Raw genomic sequence first — 24,140 nt, 5'->3', positions numbered from 1 at the left:
TCGACCGTGTCGGCGCTGCGGAAGCGCACGTTGGTCTTGCGGCCATCGATCAGGTTCTTCATCTCGACCTGCATGAACGCGCCGCCCTTGCCGGGCTGGGTGTGCTGGGTCTTGGCAACCTTCCAGATGCCCTTCTCGTATTCCAGGATATTGCCCGGACGGATGTCCACGCCGCTGATCTTCATGATGGAAAGAGCCCTTTGGGATGCACGCCTGTGGCATGCGGGAGCGCGGCCCTTAGCGCCAAGCGGCGATTGCTTCAAGCCGCCGTCGCATGCTAGCTCCGCGGGCATGAACCGCATTGTCCTTCCCGCCCTTCTGCTGCTCGCCGCCACACCTGCCATGGCCGCGCCCGGCGGCGCCATGTGGACTGTGCCGCAGGGCCGCTGGACCTGCGAGTTGCCGGGTGATGCGACCACTCCGCCCACACCGCGGCCGGAGCACAATTTCAGCGTGGTGCCCGATTCCAGCTATGTCGTCGGTGGCATGCGCGGCACTTACCTGCTGCTCGGCAAGAAGTTCACGATGACGTCCGGCCCCTTCGCCGGACGCCGGTTCGACAAAGTCGGCCTCTCGCTGATCAAGCTCGGCCCCGATGGCAAACGCGAAGCGCTGCGCTGCGTTCGCGCCGGTGCGGTGCGGGATGATTACAGCGCGGGTGACGGTGAACCGACAGAGTAAGCCGCTCAACCCGCGGCGCGCGCAATTGCCTCGTTGAAAGCGCGCACGCCTGCCGCTTCATCGCCGCCCCACACGGCGTGGCTCACCGCAAGAAAATCGGCGCCCGCCTGAACCAGCGGCCGGCAATTGGCCGCCGTAATCCCGCCGATCGCCACGCAGGGCAGTTCGAAAAGCCGCGCCCACCATTGCAGCAATTCGGGCTCGGCCACGTGCTTGGTGTCCTTGGTCGCGCTCGGAAAGAACGCCCCGAACGCGACATAGTCCGCGCCCGCCTCGCCCGCTTCCATCGCAAGATGCCGGCTCGCATGGCACGTCACGCCGATCTGCGCCGCCTTGCCAAGCCGCGCCCGCGCATCGGCCACGCTGCCATCGTCCTGCCCCAGGTGCACGCCATCCGCGCCAAGCCGCTTGGCGAGGCTGATTGAATCGTTGACGATGAAGGCCACCTCGCGGTCTGCGCAGATGCGCTGCAGCGGTTCGGCCAGACGCGCCGCTTCGTGTTCGTCGAGGCCCTTCACACGGAACTGGAACGCCGCAACCGGCCCCGCATCAAGCGCACGGGCAAGCCGTTCAGGAAACGCGCCGCCCACGTCGAGCGGCGAGATCAGGTAGAGCTGGCAGGCAAGATCAGACATGCTGGTGCCTTAGCGGCCTGCGCAGACCAGCGCAAACCGCCGAGGCATCAGGCCGTCTTCACCGTCGAGCCGCGATGGATCTCGTCAATCGCCGCACCGAGCGAGGCGTCGAACTCGGCGTCGCTCATCTGCGCGCGCAAGTCTTCCAGCAGCGCGCGGCTGAAGCTGGCGATGATGCCGTTGTTCTTGGCAAGCTCGACGCAGGCTTCCGGCCGCTTGTACCCGCCCGAAAGCGCGACAACCCGCAGCACGCGCGGATGCGCCACCAGCGGGTCGAACGTGCCCGGCACGACGGGCAGCGAAAGCTTGAGCATCACTTCCTCGCCCTCGGCCAGCGTGTCGAGATGCTTCAACGTTTCCTCGAGCAGGATCGTGTCGCACTCTGCACGCGTCTCGCTCTTGATGTTCACTTCGGGTTCGATGATCGGCATCATGCCGTGCGAAAGCACTTGACGACCGATCTCGAACTGCTGCGCGACCACGGCGGCGATGCCCTCGCGGTTCGCCGAGTTGATCACCGAACGCTCCTTGGTGCCGAACACGCCGAGCGCCTTCGAGCGCTCCAGCAGAGCATCGAGCGTCGGCATCGGTTTCATCAGCTGCACGCCATTCGCCTCGTCCTCGAGGCCCTTGTCGATCTTGATGAAGGGAACGACGCCCTTGGCAATCAGCGCTTCGGGGACCGGCGTGCCGTCGACGTCGCCGTCCATGGTGCGCTCGAACAGGATCGCGCCGATCACCTTCTCGCCGGTGAACGCGGCAGACCGGATGATCCGCGCACGCATGGCGTGGATCAGGCCGAACATTTCCTCGTCAGAGCTCCAGGCACCAGCCTCGATGCCATAGCCCGCGAGCGCCTTGGGGGTGGACCCGCCGCTCTGGTCCAATGCCGCGATAAAGCCGTCACCTGCGGCAATCTTTGCCCTCATGTCCGCATATTGCATGGATCACCCCTATGTTCGCGCATTCGAATGCACGGGCAGCCCTTAGTGCGGAGCGCAATGCACCGCAACATCTGTGATTCCAAAAAACTCGGCGGCTTACCCAGGGCGCGGCGCAGCCAGAAACCGACGCGTCAGCGCGCGCCGGACCGGCCCGTCGATCCAGCGCGTACACAGCGCGGCGAGCCCCAGCGCCACCGCCAGATAGACAGGCGCAAGGGCCACTTCGGGCAATCCGAGCCGGACGGCTGCCCCGCGCACGTAGGCGACAAGCGGTGCATGAACAACATACAGCGCATACGACAGTTCCCCTGACCGCGCACCAAACAGCGCCATTGCAGGCGGCAATTCCACGCGGCTGCAGAACCAGACCATCGCCGGCCAAAGCAGCAGCACAGTGGCAAGGTCCGGGCCAAGCCGAAACGAGGGAGGAATTGGCGTCGCGCAGAGCGCGCCAACCCCGATCAGACAAAGCCCGGCCCGCCAGTCCGTGCGCCTCGTCTGCGCAGCAGCGGGGATCAATCCAATGAGCACGCCCGAGTTGAACGCAAACCCGCAGCGCAGCAAAGCAATCGGAACCTGACTCCAGCGAGAGCCATCGCCCAACGCCGAACGCTTAACCAGATCCGGATCGATTGGCGAGTTGTGCGTGGCTGCGATCAGCATCACGGCGAAGACTACCGAGCCGGCCAGCAGCGTCGGACGTGGCAAGCGTGACCAGCCGGCGGCAAACAGGCACGAGGCGAGCAGCTCGAAGGAAAGCGACCATGCCGGGAAATTGAGCGGGAACAGCAATGCGCTGTAGGGAGAGGGTAGCATCAGCACATTGAACGGGAACGAATGGGCAAGATCGTCCAGCGGCATCCGGCCAGGTCGCCCCCGGGCAAGCCCCTGCAACACAGACAGCGTGAAAAGCACAACACCCGTTACATGAAGCGGATAGAGCCGAACCATCCGTTTCAGGATCAGCCGACCGGCACCCAGCCCATCCGCCAGCTGCGGGCCATAGGTTCTGGTGAGAATGAAGCCGGAGAGGAGGAAGAACAAGTCGACAGCCAGATAGCCCGCGGGCACGAGAGAGCGGTCGTAGTGCAACAGCGCAACAGCGATCGCAGCGACCCCGCGCAGGCCGTCAAGTGCCCCATACCTCTCGCCGGTGGACCCAGCCCAGAGGGAGTTCCGCATCAGGCGCGAACCTCAGGCCTGACTCGCGGGAGCCAACGGGTTCACACCTCGAGCGCTGCCACGCCGGGCAGCACGCGGCCTTCCATCCATTCCAGGAAAGCCCCGCCTGCGGTCGAAACATAGCTGAATTCGCCGGTCACACCCGCATGGCTCAGCGCCGCAACGGTATCGCCGCCACCCGCCACCGATACCAGCGAACCCTCGCGCGTCAGCGCCGCCGCCGTGCGCGCCAGCGCCACGGTCGCGGTATCGAACGGCGTCGTCTCGAACGCGCCGAGCGGGCCGTTCCACACCAAGGTCTTGCAGACCTTGAGCACATCGGCGAGCGCCTCGGTCGCCGCAGGACCGACGTCGAGGATCATCTCGTCCGCCGCCACTTGGTGCACATTGCAGGTGCGCAAGCTCGGCGGATTGGCCGCGAATTCCTTCGAGACAACGACGTCATATGGCAGATGCACGGTGCATCCCGACTTGTCCGCCGCATCGAGGATCGCCTCGGCGGTTGCTGCCAGATCATGCTCGCACAGCGACTTGCCGACATCGACCCCGCGTGCGGCAAGGAAGGTGTTGGCCATGCCGCCGCCAATGATCAGGTGATCGACCTTGCCGACAAGGTGCTTGAGCACATCGAGCTTTGACGAGACCTTCGCCCCGCCGACCACGGCTGCCACAGGACGCTCCGGCTCACCCAGCGCCTTGCCCAGCGCTTCGAGTTCGGCCTGCATCGACCGGCCCGCATAGGCCGGCAGCACATGCGCTAGGCCCTCGGTCGTCGCATGCGCGCGGTGCGCGGCGGAAAAGGCGTCATTCACATAGATATCGGCGTTGGCGGCAATCGCCTTGACTAGCTCCGGATCGTTCTTCTCCTCGCCCTTCCAGAACCGCGTGTTCTCGAGGCAGGCGATCCCGCCTTCGGGGAGGATGCCGACAACCTGTTGCACGACCGGCCCGGCGATCTCGGAAACGAACATCACTTCGCGCCCGATCACCTGCTCCACCGCGCCGACCACCATGCTCAGCGACTGGGTCGAGACGCGCTCGCCCTTCGGCCGGCCGAAGTGCGCCAGCAGAAGCACCTTGGCGCCCTTGTCTGCGAGTTCGAGGATCGTCGGCTTGGCAGCCTGGACGCGGGTATCATCGGTCACCGCGCCGTCCTGCATGGGGAGGTTGAGGTCCACGCGCACCAGCACGACCTTGCCGCGCACGTCGCCGATATCGTCAAGCGTCTTGAAGCTCATTGCTCGATCCTCACTTCGTCGCCCAAGGCGATTTCGCCCTCGCTGATCACCCGTCCGCAAATCCCGCCGCGCCAGTCCGGCGTGAGTGCCGCGCGCAGACCGTCTCGCAAAGCGTCCATGCGGCTGCACGGATCGCATTCGCAGCGCACCTCGATGCGCAGGCCCTTGCCGATCGCGATCACCTTGCCCGCCTCGCGCGGCAGTCTCACGCCCGAAACCAGCAGATTGGCGCGCCGGTCGGACCAGACGAGGCCGTCCGCTCCGCCAATGTCCGACATCGCTGCAGCCCAGCCCTCGGCCTCGATCACGGTTATCTGCCGGTTGCCCTTCTTGCCTTCCGCCACAGGCCCGCGGCAATCGCCCTCAAGCCCCCTGTCCGGCGTCACAAGGGCGCGGTCCAAAGTCTCCATCGGCCCGCGGGACACCTTGTGCCGGGCAATCCCGTCAAGCCGTCCCGCGGTCGCCATGGCTCAGAGCAGCCCGCCCATCACGCCGGCCGTATCGACCATGCGGTTCGAGAAGCCCCACTCGTTGTCGTACCACGAAAGCACGCGCACCAGCTTGCCGTCGATCACCGCGGTTTCGAGGCTGTCGATGGTCGAGCTGTGCGAATCGTGGTTGTAGTCGATCGATACCAGCGGCTCGTCGCTGAAGCCCAGCACGCCCTTGAGCGCGCCTTCCGAAGCGGCCTTGAGCAGCGCGTTGACTTCTTCCTTGGTCGTGTCGCGACCGGGCTGGAAAGTCAGGTCGACGACCGAGACGTTCGGGGTCGGCACGCGGATCGCCGAACCGTCGAGCTTGCCCTTCAATTCGGGCAGCACTTCGCCCACCGCGCGGGCAGCGCCCGTCGTGGTCGGGATCATGCTCATCGCAGCAGCACGCGCACGGCGCGGATCGCTGTGGATCTGGTCGAGGATCTTCTGGTCGTTGGTATAGGCGTGGACCGTGGTCATCAGGCCGCGCACGATGCCGATGCTGTCGTTCAGAACCTTGGCGAAGGGCGCCAGGCAGTTGGTGGTGCACGAAGCGTTCGAGACGATGGTGTGCTCGGCGGTCAGCTTGTCGTGGTTCACGCCGAAGACGACGGTGAGGTCGACGTTCTTGCCTGGAGCCGAGATCAGCACCTTCTTGGCGCCCGCCGCGAGGTGCTTCTCGCACGAAGCGCGGTCGGTGAAGAAGCCGGTGCACTCGAGCACGATGTCGATGCCCTGCGCGGCGTGCGGCAGGTTGGCGGGATCGCGCTCCGCGGTCACGGCGATGCGCTTGCCGTCGATCACCAGATCGCTACCGTCGACTTCGACCGTGCCCTTGTAGGCGCCGTGCACGCTGTCACGCTTGAACAGCAGCGCGTTGTCCTTGGCGCTGGCGAGATCGTTGATCGAAACCAGCTCCAGCCCGCAATCCGGACGCTCCAGAATGGCGCGCGCCACATTGCGCCCGATGCGCCCGAATCCGTTGATCGCAACCTTGGTGGCCATTCTTAGAACTCCTTCCTAGCTATCCGTTATCACGCTCGCCATGTGGCGGGCCGCAGCGAGGAAACAATCCGCCAGCGCCATTTGGGGCGCCTCCGGATAGCTATTCGCCTGCCCCCCACCGCCGAGGACCTTACGAAAGCCGCGCGCGGATGCGCGGCAGGATCTTGTCAGCCGTCAGGCCGAAGTGGTCATAAAGCACCGGCGCCGGGGCCGAGGCACCGAAGCTGTCGATGCCGATGGTGAGGCCATCGCCGACATACTTCTGCCAGCCCAGCGTGACGCCCGCCTCGATCGAGACCTTGAGCGTGTCCGCCGGCAGCAGGTCGGCGCGGTAGGCCGCGTCCTGCTCGTCAAACAGCTCCCAGCACGGGAACGAGACGACATCCGCGCCCACGCCCTCGGCTTCAAGCGCCTTGGCCACGTCCATGGCGATCGCCACTTCCGAACCCGTCGCCATCAGCACGACCTTGCGCGGCGCGGTTGCAGCCACGAGGCGATAGGCGCCCTTCGAGCTCTTGAACTCGGCATCGAAGCGCACCGGCGGCAGGTTCTGCCGGGTCAGCGCCAGCACCGTCGGGCGGTGGGGATTGGCGAGCGCAAGGCTCCAGGCCTCCGCGGTCTCGATCGCGTCCGCCGGACGGAACACGAGGAGATTGGGGATCATGCGCAGCGACATGACATGCTCGACCGGCTGATGGGTCGGGCCATCTTCGCCAAGGCCGATGGAATCGTGCGTGAACACATAGACCGCGCGCACATGCTGCAGCGCCGACATGCGCACCGCGTTGCGGCAATAGTCCGAGAACACGAGGAAAGTGCCGCCATAGGGGATCACGCCGCCGTGCAGCGCCATGCCGTTCATCGCGGCGGCCATGCCGAACTCGCGGATGCCGTAATAGACATAGCGCCCGCCGTAGCTGTCCTTGGTCAGCGGCCCGGTCGATTTGGTCTTGGTGTTGTTGGAGCCCGTAAGGTCCGCCGAACCGCCGACCATTTCCGGGATCACCGCAGTCATCGCCTCCAGCGCCATCTCGCTCGACTTGCGGGTCGCGACCGTCGGCGGATTGGCGATCAGGCTTTCGATATAGGCGTTCTTCGCACCGACATCGGCCGGGAGTTCGCCCGCCATGCGCCGCGCCAGTTCCGGCCCTTGCGGATGGGCCGCCGCGCGCGCTTCCCACGCCGCCCGCGCAGCCGCACCCTTGGCCCCGGCTGCGCGCCAGTTCGCCATGATGTCCGCCGGGATCTCGAACGGCGCTGCCGTCCAGCCGAGGTACTCGCGCGCGGCCTCGATCTCGCTCTTGCCCAGCGGCGAGCCGTGCACATTGTGCCCGCCCTGCTTGTTGGGCGCGCCCTTGCCGATCACCGTCTTGCAGGAAACCAGCGAAGGCCGCGGATCGGCAGCCGCTTCAGCCAGCGCGCGGGCGATATCGGCAAAGTCATGCCCGTCGCAGCTCGTGGTATGCCACCCGCTCGCGGCATAGCGCGCCAGAATGTCTTCCGTGGTCGAAAGCGAGGTATCGCCATCGATAGTGATCTTGTTGTCATCCCACAGCACGTTGAGGTGGCCGAGGCCGAGCGTCCCCGCCAGACCGACGGCCTCGTGGTTCACGCCTTCCATCAGGCAGCCGTCGCCCGCTATGACCCAGGTCCTGTGATCGACCAGTTCGCTGCCGAACGTGGCATTGAGGTGCCGCTCGGCAATTGCCATGCCCACCGCCATCGCCAGACCCTGCCCCAGCGGACCGGTGGTGCACTCCACGCCTTCCAGCATGTCGTTTTCGGGGTGGCCTGCGCAGGGGCTGCCCAGCTGGCGAAAATTGCGGATGTCGCCAATCGTCGGGGCGGCATAGCCGGTCAGGTGGAGCAGCGCATAGATCAGCATCGAGCCGTGGCCGGCCGAGAGCACGAAGCGGTCGCGGTCGGCCCACTTGGGCGCGGCGGGATCATACTTCAGGAATTCGGTGAACAGCACGGTCGCCACATCGGCCATGCCCATCGGCATGCCGGGATGCCCCGAATTGGCGGCCTCGACCGCATCCATCGCCAGCGCCCGGATCGCGTTCGCCATCGGCGCCAGTACGGCCTGATCCCGTTCCATCTTCTGTTCCAGCCTTCGATCCTGCGGCCCTTGCCGCGCACGCGTGCGGCCGATTCGGCAGCGGGCTCTCTTTGGGAGCGGCACTTGATAGCGTCAAGGCTGGCGCCGTAGCGTCAAGGTTGGGGAAAGGCGGGTTCAACCCGGCTTGCGGGCCTAGGCATTTCTGCTAGCGATTAGTGCCATGACGACCGAGGCGCAGGATTCTCCGCTCGATGCGGCGCTGGACAGGATCGAGCAGGCAATTGCCCGGCTCGAGGCTGCCGTCGCCGCCGCTCCCGCCCCCGCCGAAGTGGCCGAGCTGCACAGCCGCCACCGCAAGCTGAAGGAACGGGTGAGCCAGGAAATCCAGCAGCTTGACCTCCTGCTGGCCAATCTGCCGCAATGACCCCCGCCCCCATGGCCCCCACCACATGACAAACGTCACGCTCACGATCGGCGGCAGGCCCTATACCGTCTCCGCGCCCGATGGCGAGGAATCGCATATCGAGATGCTGGGCCGCATGGTCGCCGAACGCGTCGCCAAGGGTGGCGGCGGCCCCGGCCAGAGCGAGACGCGCATGCTGCTCTTCGCCGCGCTCATGCTGGCGGACGAACTGCACGAGCTCCACCGCCAGATGCCGCCACCGCAGGAAGAAGTGCCCGCCGCCCCGGCCGCCCCTTCTGCCGAAGTGCTCGCCCGGATCGAGCTGCTGGCCGCCCGCGTCGAGAAGCTTGCCGCCCATCTGGAAGATGCGGGCGGTTGAGTCCGGCACTTGAGAAAGCGCCGCGGGTTCCCTAGATAGGAACCGACGGGTACTGCCCGGCACGTGCCACATGAAATCCCTGAGGCTATAAGCAAAATCCTTGGGGGCTGTCCCTGCCCGGGTCCTGGCCCTGGTATATGGTCCCCACCTGACGTGAACGCGTCAGAGGATTCTCCTGGAAACGACCCATGGTGGTCCCGTCACCCCGGCACGGTGCCCTTCCGCCAAGGCCAGAAACTGCAGAGATGACCTTGGAACCTACCGACATCGCCAGCGCCAAGGCCGCCCAGCGCAAGGCCCTTCGCGCCGCGCGCCGTGATCACGTCGCCGCGCTCGATCCGCGCATCAAGGCGCTGCTGTTCATGCGCCCGCCCGCAGCGCTTGGGGCACTGATCCCGGATGGCGCCAAGATCGGCCTCTATCTTGCCATTGGCGATGAAGCGCCCACGCATGGATATGCGCGGCATTTCCACGAAGCCGGCCACAAGGTCGCCCTGCCCTTCTTTGCGGAGCGCGGTGCGCCGATGGAATTTCGCCACTGGGCCTCGCCTTATCTCAACGAGCTTCTGGAGCCTGATCCCTATGGCGCCCGGCAGCCGCTCGCCGATGCCGAAACGCTTGTGCCGGATGTCCTGTTCGTCCCGCTCATCGGCTTCACCGCCAAGGGCATGCGGCTGGGCCAGGGCGGCGGCCATTATGACCGCTGGCTTGCGAAGCACCCGCAGACACCAGCGATCGGCATGGCGTGGGACAGCCAGCTTGCCGAAAACCTGCCATTAGAGGCGCATGACAAGCCGCTCTCCGCAGTGGTAACCCCCACGCGGCTATACGGCCCCTTTTGAGCGGAACCCCGATGGAAGATCCCCAGTCCTACAAACCGACCTGGCGCAAGCCGTTTGGCATTCTCGCCCTCGTTCTGGGGCTGTTCGGCTATGCGCTGATCGTGGCGGGGCTTTCGGGGCCCATCGGCAAGATGCCGGTCATCGCCCAGACACTGGTCTACGTGATTCTCGGAACCGTCTGGCTCCTGCCGCTGCGGCGCTTCCTGATCTGGATGGAAACCGGCCGCTGGGGCTGATTCAAAACGATTTTTAGCTGGCGCAAAAATAGCCGTTCAAGGGCGTTGACAGTCAGAGGCTCCTCCCATAAATGCGGCGCTCCCAAGGCGAGCGGGTGTAGCTCAGTTGGTTAGAGTATCGGCCTGTCACGCCGAGGGTCGCGGGTTCAAGTCCCGTCACTCGCGCCATTGGGAAGACGAAAAAGGCACCTTCGGGTGCCTTTTTCTTTGCCCGCACGCCGCTTGCGCAGGCCCCGAAGGTCCCCATTAACCAAACTTTATCGGCCCGCATGGCAACTTGTCCTCCGAGGCGCGAGGGGCGTCCAAGGGGCAATAGAACCAATGTACAAAGCGGTCCTTCCGGCGATGGTGGTTGCAGGCGCGACAAGCGTCGCGCTCGTGCCCGTCTCGGCCCATGCCGCGGGCAGCGTGCAGTTTGCCAGCGATGTTTTCGTCGAGCGCTTCCAGCCCGCCCCCGGCGGCCGCACCGCCCGCATTCTCGAACGCGCCGACCAGCTCCGCCCCGGCGACCGCGTCATATTTGTCGTGAACTGGACGGCGCGCCGCGATGGCGGCTTCACCGTAACCAACCCGCTCCCGCGCACGATCGCCTTTGCCGGCGGCGCTGATGGCGAGCAGGAAGTCTCCGTCGATGGCGGCCGCACCTGGGGCGCGCTCGAAGCCCTTGCCGTGCGCGACGGCTATGGCCGCAGCCGCCCGGCCCATCCCGAAGACGTGACGCACTTGCGCTGGCGCATTCCCACCCCACAGGCGCTTGCCGGTAATGGCCAGATGACCTGGCGCGGCGTGGTGCGTTAATCCGCCAGCAGCAGCACCGGCGTCTCGATCAACCGCCTCAGCGCCTGCACAAAGCTCGCCGCATCCCAGCCATCCACCACGCGGTGATCGCAGCTGATCGACACGTTCATCAGCTTGCGCTTGGCCACCCGCTCGCCGCCCATTCCGTCCGGAACAAACATCGGCCGTTCAACAATCCGGTTAGGCGCGATGATCGCCACTTCCGGCCGGTTGATCACCGGCGTCGTCGCCACCCCGCCCAGCGCGCCCAGTGAAGTGACCGTGATGGTCGAGCCCGAAAGCTCGGCAGACGTTGCCGTGCCAGAACGCGCCGCATCGGCCAGTCTCACGATCTCGTTTGCCAGCTGCCACAAGTTGCGGTCCTGCGCATCGCGGATCACCGGCACCATCAACCCGCCCGGCGTCTGTGTCGCCATGCCGAGATGCACAGCGCCATGCCGCGTGACTACACCCGCCTCGTCATCATAACGTGCATTGAGCATCGGGAAATCCGGCAGCGTCTTGCAGATCGCGGTGATCAGCAGCGGCAGCATGGTCAGCTTGGGCTTCGCGCCCCGCGCGTCGTTCAATTGCGCGCGCATGTCCTCCAGCGCGGTAACGTCGCATTCCTCCACATACGTAAAATGCGGAATGTGCCGCTTCGCCGCCGCCATGTTCTCGGCAATCCGGCGCCTGAGGCCGATGACCCGCACCGTCTCGTCCGCGCGCCTCGCGGCTGCTGGGCGATAGCCGCCACCGGCATTGTAGGCGAGGAACTGATCGAGGTCGGCATGGCGCACCCGGCCCGCTTCCGAGGGTTTCACTTCAGCGAGGTCGATCCCCAGCGCCTCGGCCCGCGCCCGCACGGCAGGGCTGGCCAGCACCCTCGAGAAATGGGGACTGTCCCCATTTTTTATTGCGCCAGCGGAGTCCTTGAAGGGGTGCGCTGCCGCAACTAAAATGGATTTATCCTCAACGGCATCAGGGTGAGTGACGAGAGGCGCGGCTGCAATTAAATGGGGACTGTCCCTATTTTCCGCATGCTCAACGTCGGATGCGAATAAATGGGGACTGTCCCTATTTTCTTCGGCCGCCGTAGGACCGGCCTCGGCCGCATCTCCCTCGGTTTCGATCACCACCAGCGGCGATCCGATCGCGATCACATCGCCCACCTCGCCGGCGATCGAGACGATCCGCCCCGAAACCGGGCTCTCCATCTCGACCGTCGCCTTGTCGGTCATCAGATCGGCGACGCGGCCATCCTCGGCCACAACGTCGCCCACCTTGACGTGCCACGCGACAATCTCGGCCTCGGCAATGCCTTCGCCAATGTCAGGCAGGCGGAACGTGAAAGTACCCATGGCTTCAGGCCTTCAAAAGACGGTCGACAGCCTCGCCGATGCGGACCGGACCCGGAAAATACGCCCATTCAAGACTGTGCGGATAAGGCGTGTCAAAGCCCGTGACTCGCTCGATGGGGGCTTCGAGGTGGTAGAAGCAGCGCTCCTGGACCAGTGCCGAAAGCTCAGCGCCGAAGCCGCCCGTGCGCGTCGCCTCGTGGATGATCAGGCACTTGCCGGTCTTCTCGACCGAAGCCTTGATCGTCTCGATATCGAGCGGCACCAAAGTGCGCAGATCGATGATCTCTGCGTCCACGCCCTTCTCCGCCAGCACCGCCTCGGCCACATGGACCATCGTGCCGTAGGCCAGCACCGTCAGCGCCTCGCCCTCGCGCACCACCCGCGCCTTGCCGAGCGGGATGCGGTAATAACCTTCCGGTACCGCCCCATCCTTGTGGCGCGACCACGGCTCCACTGGCTTGTCGTAATAGCCGTTGAACGGCCCGTTGTAGATGCGCTTGGGCTCGAAGAAGATCACCGGGTCGTTGTCCTCGATGGCAGCGATCAGCAGCCCCTTGGCATCGTGCGGCGTCGAGGGGATCACCGTCTTGAGGCCCGCGACATGGGTAAACAGCGCTTCCGGGCTCTGGCTATGCGTCTGCCCGCCGAAGATACCGCCGCCGAAAGGCGAGCGCACCGTGATCGGCGCAGTAAATTCCCCCGCCGAGCGGTAGCGCAGCCGCGCCGCCTCGGAGACGAGCTGATCGAGCCCCGGATAGATATAGTCGGCAAACTGGATCTCGGGCACCGGCCTCAGGCCATAGGCACCCATTCCCACCGCCACGCCGATGATCCCGCACTCGCTGATCGGCGTATCGAACACCCGCGTGCGGCCATATTTCTTCTGCAGCCCCGCCGTCGCGCGGAACACGCCGCCGAAATAGCCGACGTCCTCGCCCATCACGACGATATTGCTGTCACGCGCCATCATCACATCGAGCGCGTCGTTGATCGCCTCGATCATGTTGAGCTTCTTCACGAAAGGAGTCTCGCTCACGCTCAATCCTCCTTCCACTCGGGCCATTTGATCCGCCGCTCGCGGATCGCCTGCTCGCTCTGTTCCTTGAGGTGCCAGGGCAATTCCTCGAACACATCTTCAAACAGCGTGCGGAACGGATGGTGCAGGCCGTGACCCAAAACGCCGTTGGCTTCCGCCGCCTTGGCCGCGGCCTTTACCTGCTCGGCCAGTTCCAGATCCATCGCCGCATGGGCGTCCGGCGTCCATTCGCCCAGCGCTTCCAGATGCGCCGCAAGCCGCGCGATCGGATCGCCCAGCGGCCACTCGCTGCGCTCCTGCACAGAGCGGTACTGCCCCGGATCGTCCGAAGTCGAATGCCCCTCCGCGCGGTAGGTGAAATGCTCGATCAAGGTCGGCCCGCCATTGGCCCGCGCGCGGTTTGCGGCCCAGCGCGTCGCGGCATAGACCGCCAGCGGATCATTCCCGTCCACGCGCAGCCCGGCAATCCCATAGCCAATCGCCCGCGCCGCAAAAGTCGTCCGCTCCGCCCCGGCAAAGCCCGAAAAGCTCGAAATCGCCCACTGGTTGTTCACGACATTGAACACCACCGGCGCGTTGTAGACCGCTGCAAAGGTCATCGCCGAATGGAAGTCGCCTTCCGCGGTCGATCCCTCGCCCAGCCACGCCGCCGCAATCCGCGTATCGCCCTTGATCGCACTCGCCATCGCCCAGCCCACGGCCTGCGGGTATTGTGTGGCAAGGTTGCCCGAGATCGAGAAGAACGAGGCTTCCTTCGCCGAATACATGATCGGCAGCTGGCGCCCCTTCAGCTTGTCCGCCTTGTTCGAATAGATCTGGTTGATCATGTCGACCATCGGATAGCCGCGCGCGATCAGGATGCCCTGCTGGCGATACGACGGGAACACCATGTCGTCGCTCGCCAGCGCCATGGCCGGCGCAATCGAGGTCGCCTCCTCGCCGGTGCACTTCATGTAGAAGCTGGTCTTGCCCTGCCGCTGCCCACGGTACATGCGGTCGTCGAACGCCCGCGTCAGCGCCATCAGCCGCAGCATCCGCCTGAGGCTCTCGGGGTCGAGCTTCGGGTCCCACGGCCCAACGGCGCGATTGTCGTCACCCAGCACGCGCACCAGATCGAGGCACAATGGATGCGTCTCGCTCGCCGCGCAGCCCTCGTCCGGCCGTGCCTGCGCGCCCGCCGGAGGGATCACCAAATGGCTGTAATCCACCGCATCGCCGGGGCGGAACTTCGGCTCGGGAACATGCAGTTGCAGAGGTGGAAGATTGCTGCGGGTGCCTTCGGTCATGCGCAAAACACCAGCATCTGTCACTCCCGGCGCGTCTCCGGCTTGAGACGCATTATTAGCTCATCGCATAATAATATTACAACGCGCTTTCCGAGTCAATCAAACCGCGACCGGCGCTGCAATGTGCGCCTGCGGGGCATAGCCGCTCACCTCGAAATCCTCAATCCGGTATCCAAAGATACTATCTGGCCGCCGCACGATCTCCAGCTTCGGGCTTCCCTCCGGCACCCGCGCCAGCTGCGCCTCCACCAGCTCGGCATGATTCAGATAGAGGTGCGTATCGCCCCCCATCCACACCAGCTCCCCCGGCTCAAGATCGCACTGCTGCGCCAGCATGCGGATAAACAGCGCCCCGCCCCAGAGGTTGAACGGCAGCCCCAGCGCCAGGTCGCAACTGCGCTGGTAGAGCAGCCCGGAGAGCTTCCCGTCCGCCACATGGAACTGGTAGGTCTTGTGGCACGGCGGCAGCGCCATCGAACCAAGCTCAGCCACGTTCCACCCCTCGACGATATGGCGCCGGCTCCCGGGGTTCGTCCGCAGGCTCTCGACCACTTCGGCCACCTGATTGACGCCCTCGGCGCGCCGCACAAACAGCCCGTCCCCCGCCGGCTCATAGACCGGCCAGTCCGTCCACTGCTTGCCGTAAACCGGCCCCAGATCGCCCCACTGCAGGGCAAAGGCCTCATCCGCCACGATCCGCGCCGAAAATTCCTTGCGGCTGATCTCCTCCCCCGTCGCGCGCCGATAGCGGTCAAGCGGCCAGTCGGTCCAGATTTCCACCCCTTGTGCGCAAAGCTCGCGGATATTGGTGCGCCCGGTGAGGAACCACAGGAACTCGCGCGTCGCGGTCTTCCAGTAGACGCGCTTGGTCGTCAGCAGCGGCATCGCGCCGTCCGCCAGATCGAACCGCAGCTGCGCGCCGAACACGCTGCGCGTGCCGACTCCGGTGCGGTCGACCCGCTCGTCGCCCTCTTCCCAGATACGCCGCATCAGGTCGAGGTATTGCTGTTCGGGATGCGCAGTCTGCGCCGGGACTCGCGAGGGGGAAGCGGCAGTGGCCATGTCCCCTGTCTAGCCATCTCCCCCCGCACTGACCAGCGCCGGGAATACGCAGTTAACCTTAACCTCGCCCTGCCGAGCTTTAAGTCCGGATTGGACTAAGATAGTTTTCATGCCCGCCGCCGCATCTCGATTCACTCTCGACACCCGTGCAGCTCTGGCCCTGCAAGCGCTGGTGCTCGTGGTTGTCGTGGCCATGGCGGAACTCGCTCCCCGCCCCGGCCTTGCCGCGCTCTATCTCCCGGTCCTGCCGCATGCTCGCCCTGCGGCTCTCGATTGGGCGCTCGCCCACGGCGCGGCGATCAGCGGCAGCGGCCCGCTCGGCGGCCTGATCCTGACCAACCCGCCCGCCGGCTTCGGCGCCCGCGCTTTCCGTGATGGTGCGCTGGCCCTGGCCATCCCTGCCCTTCTTTGCCAGCCCCCGAAAGCCCCGTCTCATGGATGAACTCCTCGCCGTCCGCCGCAATGGCCTCAAGGTTCTCGCCGTCACTTGCGTGCTGGCCACGCTGGTCATCGGCATGGGCGCCACCTTTGCCCAAACCGGCGCCCTGCCGCTCGTTCTGGCACTCGCCGTCAGCGCCATTCCGCTCGGACTGGTCATCCAGGGCCGCGCCGATGCCGGCACCCGCCTTGCCATGGGCAGCGCCGTTGCCGCCCTGCCGATGATCCTGCTCTACCAGTGGAGCGGCAGCGCGCTGATGGTCGATATCCACATGACCTTCTTCGCCGCGCTCGCCATGCTCGCCGCGATGGCCGACTGGCGCCCGGTGATCCTCGCGGCGGGCCTCACGGCGGTCCACCACCTCCTCGCCAATTTCCTCGCACCGGATATCGTGTGGACAGGCGGTCCGGCCCTTGCCCGCGTGCTTTTCCACGCTGTCGTCGTCGTTGCGGAAACCGGCGCGCTCGTCATCCTGTGCGAACAGGTCGCGCGCCGCATCCAGCATCAGGCCGAAATCCGCGCGCAGGCCGAACGGATCGAGGCTGAAGCCGCCGCCGAACGCAGCCGCAGCGCCAACGAGCAGAACATCGTGATCAGCGCCATTGCCGCCCGGCTCGAAGCGCTGGCCCGCGGCGACCTTGCGCTGCGTATGACCGAGCCTTTCCCGCCTGCCTACGAAGCCCTGCGCGCCTCGTTCAACGCGGCGACTGCCGATCTCGATCAACTGCTCGGCCGCGTCACCGCCGCTGCGGGCCAGATCGCAACAGGCTCGTCGGAAATCCGCAGCGCCTCGGATGATCTCGCCCGCCGTACCGAAGCGCAGGCCAGCGCGATTGCCGCCAACAGCGAGGCGACCACCACGCTCGCCACCGGCATCCGCGCCACCGCCGCCCGCGCCGAGGCGGTCAACCGCACCACCGCCGAAGCCGAGGCAGATGCCGCAACCGGTGGCGCCGTCGTCGAACGCGCCATCGCGGCGATGACGGCAATCGAACAATCCTCAAGCGAAATCGCCCAGATCGTCTCGATCATCGATGGCATCGCCTTCCAGACCAACCTGCTCGCCCTGAACGCGGGAGTCGAGGCCGCGCGCGCTGGCGAGGCCGGCAAGGGCTTTGCCGTCGTTGCCACCGAGGTGCGCGCGCTGGCCCAGCGCAGCGCCGATGCGGCGCAGGAAATCAAGGACCTTATCAGCGCGTCCTCGGCACAAGTCGGCACCGGCGTTCAACTCGTCGGCGAAACCGGCACCGTCCTGCGTACCATTGTCGAACGTGTGAGCGAGATCGGCAGCGCGATCAGCAGCATTGCCGCCGAATCTGCCGAACAGGTCGAGGCGCTCGGCACGGTCGGCGCCAGCTTCAGCCGCATCGATCAGGTCACCCAGCAGAACGCCGCCATGGTCGAGGAAAGCAACGCTGCGGCCCACAGCCTGCTGCGCGAGGCCGAAACCCTGCAGGACCTCGTCGCCCGCTTCCGCCTTTCCGGCGATCGGCCTGCGCATGTGGCCAAGCTCAGTCGCGCTGCCTGAGCCCTGAGGAAAATCCTGCAAAAGGGTGCTTGTCACCCTCAGATCACCCGCCTATAGCGCGCCCCTGCCTCGGGGCCGCTTGTCGGCAATCCGATCGGTCGGGGAGTAGCTCAGCCTGGTAGAGCACTGTCTTCGGGAGGCAGGGGCCGGAGGTTCGAATCCTCTCTCCCCGACCATTTCACTCTTTCGGAACTGGCACCGGGCCGGCTGCGCATGGCCGCCGTCAACTGTGTATCGCGGCCAGCCCCAAGTCTTGCGCCGCATCGCGCAACCGGCGATCACGTGTCCATAGCTTCGTTCCCGGCGTAAGCAGCGTAGCGGCCAGCAAATGCACGTCGATATAGCCGATGCCGCGCCCATGCAGGCTTTGCCCTTCGATCAGCGCCAGAACTTCGTCATCCCCGGCCTCCACCGCTGCCGGCAGATTCCGCAAGTCGGACACGATCAATGTGCGCTGCCGCAGACTGCCAAGCGCAATCTCGCCGATGATGAAGGGATGAGTCAGCACCTGCTGGGCGCCCAGAAGGCTGGAAAGCTCAGGTTCTTCGCGGCGCAGATGGTCAATCCAGACCGAACTGTCGACCAGAATCACCCGTCCTCACCCCCAGCGCGCCGACGCGGGGGCAATGCGGCATCCGGTTCGCTTCCGCCAAGGCGCGCAAGGCGGCGGGCGCTTTCCCGTTCGATCAGGGCGGTCAGCGCTTCGCGCACAAGCGATGATTTTTCCGTCAGGCCCGTAAACGCCTGCGCCTTTGCGACTAGATCATCATCAAGAGCAATCGTGGTACGCATCGGGAACCTCCAAAGCGCATCAATGTTGTCATCAAATGATGACAATATCAATGCCTCACTCAGATTCCCGAAGCCCGCTCCGCCATCAGCCCGATCAGCACGCTGAGCCCGCCCAGCCCGATCGAAAGATTGCGCCGCAGCGCCAGCCAGCCATCGGGCTTCAACCCCACAGCCAGATCGACCAGCGGCGAAAGCGCGATGCAAATACCGAGGCCGATCAGTTCCGGCCCCGGCCAGGTCCACCCCAGCATCCAGGGAAACCACCCTGCCAGCGCAATCAGCGACGGCATGACTCCGGCGAGGAATATCCAGCGCGGGCTTTCCGGCCGGGCGATCCCGATGCCCCACCACACGCCGCCCAGAAAACTGAAGATCAGCGCCGCATAGGCGTAGGCGAGCGCCAGCCCCGTCCAGGCCCACGGCCCGCCCTTGAACACCGCCAGGAGCGCCGCCACCTGCGGCAGAAGCCCCGCATAGCCCAGCGCCCGGGCCGACTCTGAAACCTTCTTCAAACCAGCAATCTCCAGAATCAACCGTTCGTGTCGAGCGAAGTCGAGACACCAGTCCCGGCCTCACCCGCCCCGCAGCAGTTGCACACCCCAGTCCCGCTCGAACAGGTAGAGCAGCGCCCGCGCCGCCTGCCCACGCACAGAGGCCAGCCCGCCGTCGCGCTCCATCAGCAGCCGCGCGTCGTCATGCGCCATGGGCAGCAGGCGGGCAATCTGTTCGAAGTCGGCTACCCGAAAGGGCGTATCGCCCGATTGCCGCGTGCCGAGCAGTTCGCCCCCGCCGCGCAGCCGCAAGTCCTCCTCGGCAAGACGAAACCCGTCCTGCGTCTCGCGCATCAAGGCAAGCCGCTCGCGCCCGACTTCCGAAAGCGCCTCGCCGCGCAGCAGCAGGCAGGTAGATTTCGCCGATCCGCGCCCCACGCGTCCGCGCAACTGGTGCAATTGCGCAAGGCCAAAGCGCTCCGCCTGCTCGATCACCATGAGGCTCGCCGCTGGCACATCGACACCGACCTCGATCACCGTCGTCGCCACCAGCAGCTTCGCCTCGCCGCGCACGAAGCGCTCCATCGCCGCATCCTTGGCCTCGGGCCGCAACTGCCCATGGACGAGCACGACCTGATCGCCAAAGCGCAGCTGCATCTCGGCAAACCGCTCTTCCGCCGCCGCCAGATCCGCCGTCTCGTTCTCGCGCACCATCGGGCAGACCCAGTAGGCCTGCGCGCCCGTCGCCAGATGCCGCGCCAGCCCTTCCACGACTTCGCCCATCCGCTCCACCGCCACCACCCGCGTGTCGATCGGCTGCCGTCCGGGCGGCATCTCGTCGAGCTTGGAGACTTCCATCTCGCCGTATTGCGCCAAGGTCAGCGTGCGCGGGATCGGCGTTGCCGTCATGGCGAGGCAATGCGGCGTCGCCTTGCCCTTCTGCGTCAGCATCAGCCGCTGGCCCACGCCGAAGCGGTGCTGTTCGTCGATCACCACCAGCGCCAGATTGCGATAGGTCACGCTCTCCTGAAAGATCGCATGCGTGCCGACGCAGATATCGATGCTGCCATCGAGCAGCCCCATCAGGATCGCCTCGCGCGCCTTGGCCCCGCCGCGCTGCGTGGTCTTGCCGGTCAGCAGCGCGATCTGCACCCCCGTCCCCGCCGCCATACGCTGCAAGGTCTCGGCATGCTGGCGCGCCAGAATCTCGGTCGGTGCGAGGAGCGCCGCCTGTGCTCCCGCTTCCACGGCAATCAGCATTGCGTGCAGCGCCACCGCGGTCTTGCCCGAGCCGACATCGCCCTGCAGCAGCCGCAGCATCGGCGCGTCCTGCGCAAGATCGCTCTCGATCTCCGCCACCGACCGCGTCTGCGCGCCCGTCAATGCAAACGGCAGCCGCAGCTTGTTCCGCAAGTGCCCGTCGCCCCGCAGCGGCACCGTCCGCCGCGTCCGGTTGCTCGCCTTGACCAGCATCAGCGCGAGGCTGTTTGCCAGTAGCTCGTCATAGGCAAGCCGGTCGCGCGCGCGCGCATCCGCACCCTTGTGCGCCCGCACCAGCGCGTCCTTCCACGAAGGCCAGCCCGACTGCGCCAGCAATCCCGGCTCTATCCATTCCGGCAGTTCGGGCACCATGCCCAGGGCCTGCCCCACCAGCGCGCCGATGCGCCCCTGCGTCAGCCCCTCGGTCAGCGGATAGACCGCCTCGTTGAGCGTCCCCGCCAGCGTACTGCTGTCCTCGGCAATGTGCTCGGGATGGACGATCTGCCAGCTCTGCCCATACTGGTCGAGCCGCCCCGCCACCCAGCGCTTCTCACCCACCGGCAGCTGCTTCTTCGCGGTGTAGCTCGCCCGCCCGAACCAGACGAGCGCGACATAGTTCCCCAGCGCATCCTCGGCCATGATCCGATAGGGCCCTCGCCCCGTGCTGGAGCGGTGCTCGCGCGCCATCAGCGCAATGACGATATTCTCGCCGACCGCCGCCTCATCGAGATTGCCTACCGCCCGCCGCGCCACGAAGCGGTCCGGCAGGTGATAGACAAGGTCGCGCACCCGCGTGAGGCCCAACTTGCCCAGCGGCCGCGCCAGCCCCGGCCCGACACCTTTCAGGCCCTCGGTCTCGGCAAACAGCGGATTGAGCAGATCGGGACGCATATCCTGCCTGCTTAGGCCATCCTCGCCCCGGGGTGCAACGCGCTTGCCCCCGCCGCCCCACAAGGCGTATCGGCCCCGCATGAACGACAACGACTCTCCACTCGCCCACCGCATCGCCCGGATGAAATTCCGCGCCTGGCATCGCGGCACGCGCGAGGCGGACTACATGATCGGCTGTTTCTTCGACACGCGCCATGCGGGCTGGGACGAAGCCGCGCTCGACTGGTTCGAACGCCTGCTCGAGGAAGACGACGTCGATGTCATGGCATGGGCGCTCGGCACCCAGCCCGTCCCCGCCAACTTCGAAGGCCCTGAAATGGACGCCATGCGCCGCCTCGACTACGTCGATATCCCGCGCTGAAGCCTCACGTGCCCGATCCGTCCCGCATCCTTTCCGCAACCATTCCGCTCACGCTGTCGTCGATAGCGCGCGGGGCGCAGCCGCTTGTCCTTGCCGATCTTGCGCGCGCGGCGGCCACCGGCAAGCCCGCCCGGCGCACCATCTTCATCGCGGCAGACGATGCCGCCATGCGCGCCGTCACCCAGAGCGCTGCCTTCTTCGCGCCCGAGCTCGACGTCGCCGAATACCCCGCGTGGGATTGCCTGCCGTTCGACCGCGCCTCGCCCGCCATGTCGGTCAGCGCCCGCCGCCTCGCCGCGCTTCACGCGCTGCAGCAGCCGCTCGAAGGCCCGCAGCTCTTCGTCACCACCATCAACGCGCTCCTCCAGCGCACGCTCACCCCGTTCCGCGTGCGCGAATCGGTCCGCGCGCTCCGGGTTGGTCAGGAAATCGCCCGCGACGCCCTCATCGCCCTCGTCCAGCGCCAGGGCTACTCCCGCGTCGATACCGTCGTGGACTCCGGCGAATATGCCGTGCGCGGCTCGGTCTTCGATCTCTACCCCAGCGGCCTCAGCCACGGCCTGCGCCTCGATTTCTTCGGCGACGAGATCGAGACGATGCGCCTGTTCGATCCCGCCACCCAGCGCTCGGTCCAGCCCGTCCAGTCGCACTTGTTGCTTCCCGCCAGCGAGGCCCTGCTCGACGAGGACTCGATCCGCCGCTTCCGCACCCGCTACCGCGAGCAATTCGGCGCCAACGCCACCGGCGATCCGCTCTATCAGGCGGTGACGGACGGCCGCCGCCTCGCCGGCATGGAGCACTGGCTCCCGCTCCTCGAAGACCGCCTCGTCACGCTCTTCGACCACCTTGCCGATGGCGATCTCGTCGTCCTCGATGCCGCCGCCGCCAAGGCCGCCGAGGAACGCCTCGCCGATATCGCCGACTACCGGCAGGCCCGTGCCGAAAGCAGCCAGCGCGCCGGCACCACCACCTACCGCCCCCTCGCCGAGACCGCGCTCTACCTCAGCCGCGACGAGTTCGACCGCGCTCTGATGGGCTGGCCGGTCCACCGCATGAGCCAGTTCGCGGAGCCGGAATCGAGCCGCGTCCTCGATTTCGGCTTCGGCCCCCCGCGCGATTTCGCCCCCGAACGCGCATCCGGCGCCAATATCTACGAAGCCGCCGCCAAGCACCTCGCCGCGCTCGCCACGCGCGGCCACAAGGCGATCATCGCGGCCTACTCAGCCGGCTCGCGAAGCCGCCTCGCCTCGCTCCTTGGCGATGCCGGAAAAGCCCCGCCGATCCTTGCCGAAACCTGGCAGGAAGCCTTGGGCGCCGCCGCCACCGGCAAGCCCGCCGCCGTCGTCCTCCCCTTGGAGCAGGGCTTCTCCAGCGGAGATGTCGAAGTCCTCACCGAACAGGACATCCTCGGCGACCGCCTCGTCCGCCCCAAGCGCAAGCGCAAGGATGCCGACGCCTTCCTCGCCGAACTCGCCGCGCTCGGCACCGGCGATCTCGTCGTCCACATGGAGCACGGCATCGGCCGCTACATCGGGCTCGTGCCGGTCGACGTCGGCGACAGCCCGCACGATTGCGTCCAGCTCGAATACGCGGGCGGCGACAAGCTCTACATCCCCGTCGAAAACCTCGACGTCCTCTCGCGCTACGGCCACGACGCCGAAGGCATCCAGCTAGACCGCCTCGGCGGCGAGGCATGGCAGCGCCGCAAGGCGAAGATGCGCGAGCGCATCCTCGAAATCGCCGGCCAGCTCATGCAGACCGCCGCGCTCCGGGCCCTGCGCGAAGCCGATACCCTCGCCCCCGATCCCGCCAGCTACGGCCCCTTCGTCGATCGCTTCCCCTGGGCCGAGACCGACGATCAGGAACGCGCGATCGAAGACGTGCTCGGCGACCTGTCATCGGGCAAACCGATGGACCGCCTCGTCTGCGGCGATGTCGGCTTCGGCAAGACCGAGGTCGCCCTGCGCGCCGCCTTCGTCGCCGCCATGGCCGGCAAGCAGGTCGCCGTCATCGCGCCAACCACGCTGCTCGCCCGCCAGCACTACACCGCCTTTGTCGAGCGTTTCTCCGGCTTCCCCCTCGAAGTCGGCCGCCTCTCGCGCCTCGTCCCCGCCAAGGAAGCCGCCGCCACCAAGGAGGGCCTCGCCGCCGGCACCGTCGATGTCGTCATCGGCACCCATGCGCTCCTCTCCAAGGGCCTCGAATTCAAGCGCCTCGGCCTCGTCATCGTCGATGAGGAACAGCGCTTCGGCGTCGTCCACAAGGAGCGCCTCAAGGAACTCAAGGCCGACGTCCACGTCCTCACCCTCACCGCCACCCCCATCCCGCGCACCTTGCAGATGGCGATGTCCGGCCTGCGCGAACTCTCCACGATCCAGACCCCGCCGGTAGATCGCCTCGCCGTGCGCACCTACGTGATGCCATGGGACGACGTCACCATGCGCGAGGCGCTGATGCGCGAGCACCAGCGCGGCGGCCAGTCGTTCATCGTCGTCCCCCGCATCGCCGACATGCCAGATCTCGAGGAATGGCTCCGCCTCAACGTGCCGGAAATCCGCTATGTCTCCGCCCATGGCCAGATGAGCCCCACCGAAGTCGAAGACCGCATGGGCGCTTTCTACGAAAAGCGCTACGAAGTCCTCCTCAGCACCACCATCGTCGAGAGCGGCCTCGATATCCCCAGCGCCAACACCATCGTGCTCCACCGCGCCGACCGCTTCGGCCTCGCCCAGCTCTACCAGCTGCGCGGCCGCGTCGGGCGCGGCAAGCTGCGCGC

Annotated in this window: 25 protein-coding genes, 2 tRNA genes and 1 pseudogene; 12 read left to right on the top strand and 16 right to left on the bottom strand. The window is 66.3% G+C overall.

Going from position 1 to position 24,140, the window contains the following annotated elements; all coding sequences use genetic code 11:
- Nucleotides 1-185, bottom strand: a pseudogene (locus K5Q19_RS19215) (elongation factor P); the annotation flags it as partial.
- 106 nt (nucleotides 186-291) lie between these two features.
- Here K5Q19_RS19215 and K5Q19_RS19210 point away from each other — a divergent pair.
- Nucleotides 292-681: a hypothetical protein gene (locus K5Q19_RS19210; protein WP_292948507.1), complete on the top strand. Its 390-nt coding sequence runs from the start codon at nucleotides 292-294 to the stop codon at nucleotides 679-681.
- Between the two features lie 5 nt (nucleotides 682-686).
- On the opposite strand, the gene thiE is transcribed toward K5Q19_RS19210, so the two are convergent.
- From thiE to tkt, 7 genes are all read right to left on the bottom strand, one after another.
- Nucleotides 687-1,316: a thiamine phosphate synthase gene (thiE, locus tag K5Q19_RS19205; protein ID WP_292948505.1), complete on the bottom strand. Its 630-nt coding sequence runs from the start codon at nucleotides 1,314-1,316 to the stop codon at nucleotides 687-689.
- 47 nt (nucleotides 1,317-1,363) lie between these two features.
- The gene (locus tag K5Q19_RS19200) at nucleotides 1,364-2,260 is read right to left on the bottom strand and encodes a fructose bisphosphate aldolase (RefSeq protein WP_292948503.1); all 897 of its coding nucleotides are present in this window, start codon (nucleotides 2,258-2,260) and stop codon (nucleotides 1,364-1,366) included.
- Between the two features lie 96 nt (nucleotides 2,261-2,356).
- Nucleotides 2,357-3,442, bottom strand: a complete 1,086-nt coding sequence (locus K5Q19_RS19195) for an acyltransferase (RefSeq protein ID WP_292948501.1) — start codon at nucleotides 3,440-3,442, stop codon at nucleotides 2,357-2,359.
- 41 nt (nucleotides 3,443-3,483) lie between these two features.
- On the bottom strand, nucleotides 3,484-4,680 hold the full coding sequence (locus K5Q19_RS19190; protein WP_292948499.1) for a phosphoglycerate kinase: 1,197 nt from the start codon (nucleotides 4,678-4,680) through the stop codon (nucleotides 3,484-3,486).
- Nucleotides 4,677-5,147 carry an MOSC domain-containing protein gene (locus K5Q19_RS19185; protein ID WP_292948498.1) on the bottom strand — a complete coding sequence of 157 codons (471 nt, stop codon included), beginning with the start codon at nucleotides 5,145-5,147 and terminating at the stop codon, nucleotides 4,677-4,679. The genes K5Q19_RS19190 and K5Q19_RS19185 overlap by 4 nt, the downstream gene beginning before the upstream one ends.
- Nucleotides 5,148-5,150: 3 nt before the next feature.
- Nucleotides 5,151-6,158 (bottom strand): type I glyceraldehyde-3-phosphate dehydrogenase, encoded by a 1,008-nt coding sequence (gene gap / locus K5Q19_RS19180; protein ID WP_292948496.1) that lies wholly within the window; start codon nucleotides 6,156-6,158, stop codon nucleotides 5,151-5,153.
- 130 nt (nucleotides 6,159-6,288) lie between these two features.
- Complete coding sequence (gene tkt / locus K5Q19_RS19175) at nucleotides 6,289-8,259, bottom strand: transketolase (RefSeq protein ID WP_292948494.1); 1,971 nt, start codon at nucleotides 8,257-8,259, stop codon at nucleotides 6,289-6,291.
- Nucleotides 8,260-8,440: 181 nt separating this feature from the next.
- Here tkt and K5Q19_RS19170 point away from each other — a divergent pair, with 181 nt between their 5' ends.
- The 6 genes from K5Q19_RS19170 to K5Q19_RS19145 all read left to right on the top strand — a co-directional run bounded on the left by K5Q19_RS19170 (nucleotide 8,441) and on the right by K5Q19_RS19145 (nucleotide 10,878).
- Nucleotides 8,441-8,644, top strand: a complete 204-nt coding sequence (locus tag K5Q19_RS19170; protein WP_292948492.1) for a hypothetical protein — start codon at nucleotides 8,441-8,443, stop codon at nucleotides 8,642-8,644.
- Nucleotides 8,645-8,669: 25 nt separating this feature from the next.
- Entirely contained in the window at nucleotides 8,670-9,002 is a 333-nt protein-coding gene (locus K5Q19_RS19165) for a cell division protein ZapA (protein ID WP_292948490.1), read from the top strand.
- A gap of 245 nt (nucleotides 9,003-9,247) precedes the next feature.
- Nucleotides 9,248-9,844, top strand: a complete 597-nt coding sequence (locus tag K5Q19_RS19160; protein ID WP_292948488.1) for a 5-formyltetrahydrofolate cyclo-ligase — start codon at nucleotides 9,248-9,250, stop codon at nucleotides 9,842-9,844.
- 11 nt (nucleotides 9,845-9,855) lie between these two features.
- Complete coding sequence (locus K5Q19_RS19155) at nucleotides 9,856-10,080, top strand: DUF2842 domain-containing protein (protein ID WP_292948486.1); 225 nt, start codon at nucleotides 9,856-9,858, stop codon at nucleotides 10,078-10,080.
- A 91-nt stretch (nucleotides 10,081-10,171) separates the two neighbouring features.
- Nucleotides 10,172-10,248, top strand: a tRNA-Asp gene (locus K5Q19_RS19150).
- A 153-nt stretch (nucleotides 10,249-10,401) separates the two neighbouring features.
- Nucleotides 10,402-10,878 (top strand): hypothetical protein, encoded by a 477-nt coding sequence (locus K5Q19_RS19145; RefSeq protein WP_292948484.1) that lies wholly within the window; start codon nucleotides 10,402-10,404, stop codon nucleotides 10,876-10,878.
- On the opposite strand, the gene K5Q19_RS19140 is transcribed toward K5Q19_RS19145, so the two are convergent.
- The 4 genes from K5Q19_RS19140 to K5Q19_RS19125 all read right to left on the bottom strand — a co-directional run bounded on the left by K5Q19_RS19140 (nucleotide 10,875) and on the right by K5Q19_RS19125 (nucleotide 15,602).
- Entirely contained in the window at nucleotides 10,875-12,218 is a 1,344-nt protein-coding gene (locus K5Q19_RS19140) for a dihydrolipoamide acetyltransferase family protein (RefSeq protein WP_292948483.1), read from the bottom strand. The two genes, K5Q19_RS19145 and K5Q19_RS19140, sit on opposite strands and share 4 nt — an antisense overlap.
- Nucleotides 12,219-12,222: 4 nt before the next feature.
- Nucleotides 12,223-13,281, bottom strand: coding sequence for an alpha-ketoacid dehydrogenase subunit beta (locus K5Q19_RS19135; protein WP_292948482.1), 1,059 nt, complete (start codon nucleotides 13,279-13,281; stop codon nucleotides 12,223-12,225).
- Entirely contained in the window at nucleotides 13,257-14,540 is a 1,284-nt protein-coding gene (locus tag K5Q19_RS19130) for a 3-methyl-2-oxobutanoate dehydrogenase (2-methylpropanoyl-transferring) subunit alpha (RefSeq protein ID WP_292948480.1), read from the bottom strand. Before K5Q19_RS19130 ends, K5Q19_RS19135 begins: the two co-directional genes overlap by 25 nt.
- Before the next feature lie 99 nt (nucleotides 14,541-14,639).
- Nucleotides 14,640-15,602: a thymidylate synthase gene (locus tag K5Q19_RS19125; RefSeq protein WP_292948478.1), complete on the bottom strand. Its 963-nt coding sequence runs from the start codon at nucleotides 15,600-15,602 to the stop codon at nucleotides 14,640-14,642.
- Between the two features lie 109 nt (nucleotides 15,603-15,711).
- Between K5Q19_RS19125 and K5Q19_RS19120 the strand changes: the two genes are divergently transcribed.
- From K5Q19_RS19120 to K5Q19_RS19110, 3 genes are all read left to right on the top strand, one after another.
- On the top strand, nucleotides 15,712-16,044 hold the full coding sequence (locus tag K5Q19_RS19120) for a hypothetical protein (RefSeq protein WP_292948476.1): 333 nt from the start codon (nucleotides 15,712-15,714) through the stop codon (nucleotides 16,042-16,044).
- The gene (locus K5Q19_RS19115; protein WP_292948475.1) at nucleotides 16,037-17,569 is read left to right on the top strand and encodes a methyl-accepting chemotaxis protein; all 1,533 of its coding nucleotides are present in this window, start codon (nucleotides 16,037-16,039) and stop codon (nucleotides 17,567-17,569) included. The genes K5Q19_RS19120 and K5Q19_RS19115 overlap by 8 nt, the downstream gene beginning before the upstream one ends.
- Nucleotides 17,570-17,668: 99 nt before the next feature.
- A tRNA-Pro gene (locus K5Q19_RS19110) sits at nucleotides 17,669-17,745 on the top strand.
- Nucleotides 17,746-17,792: 47 nt separating this feature from the next.
- Here the strand turns inward: K5Q19_RS19110 and K5Q19_RS19105 are convergent.
- The 4 genes from K5Q19_RS19105 to recG are packed head-to-tail and all read right to left on the bottom strand — an operon-like array spanning nucleotide 17,793 to nucleotide 21,003.
- Nucleotides 17,793-18,161: a type II toxin-antitoxin system VapC family toxin gene (locus K5Q19_RS19105; protein WP_292948473.1), complete on the bottom strand. Its 369-nt coding sequence runs from the start codon at nucleotides 18,159-18,161 to the stop codon at nucleotides 17,793-17,795.
- The gene (locus K5Q19_RS19100) at nucleotides 18,158-18,361 is read right to left on the bottom strand and encodes a type II toxin-antitoxin system VapB family antitoxin (protein ID WP_292948472.1); all 204 of its coding nucleotides are present in this window, start codon (nucleotides 18,359-18,361) and stop codon (nucleotides 18,158-18,160) included. Before K5Q19_RS19100 ends, K5Q19_RS19105 begins: the two co-directional genes overlap by 4 nt.
- Nucleotides 18,362-18,420: 59 nt before the next feature.
- Nucleotides 18,421-18,873: a DUF3429 family protein gene (locus tag K5Q19_RS19095; protein WP_292948471.1), complete on the bottom strand. Its 453-nt coding sequence runs from the start codon at nucleotides 18,871-18,873 to the stop codon at nucleotides 18,421-18,423.
- Nucleotides 18,874-18,933: 60 nt separating this feature from the next.
- The gene (gene recG / locus K5Q19_RS19090) at nucleotides 18,934-21,003 is read right to left on the bottom strand and encodes an ATP-dependent DNA helicase RecG (protein ID WP_292948470.1); all 2,070 of its coding nucleotides are present in this window, start codon (nucleotides 21,001-21,003) and stop codon (nucleotides 18,934-18,936) included.
- A gap of 79 nt (nucleotides 21,004-21,082) precedes the next feature.
- On the opposite strand from recG, the gene K5Q19_RS19085 reads away from it, so the two are divergent.
- Nucleotides 21,083-21,364 (top strand): succinate dehydrogenase assembly factor 2, encoded by a 282-nt coding sequence (locus K5Q19_RS19085; protein ID WP_292948469.1) that lies wholly within the window; start codon nucleotides 21,083-21,085, stop codon nucleotides 21,362-21,364.
- Between the two features lie 8 nt (nucleotides 21,365-21,372).
- Nucleotides 21,373-24,140: transcription-repair coupling factor (locus K5Q19_RS19080; protein ID WP_292948467.1), on the top strand; the 2,768-nt coding region annotated here is incomplete at its 3' end.

Source organism: Novosphingobium sp., from assembly GCF_019748365.1.
Lineage (GTDB): Bacteria > Pseudomonadota > Alphaproteobacteria > Sphingomonadales > Sphingomonadaceae > Novosphingobium.
Note: the sequence above shows the minus strand (reverse complement) of the source record. Positions and strands in the feature narration are given on the sequence as shown.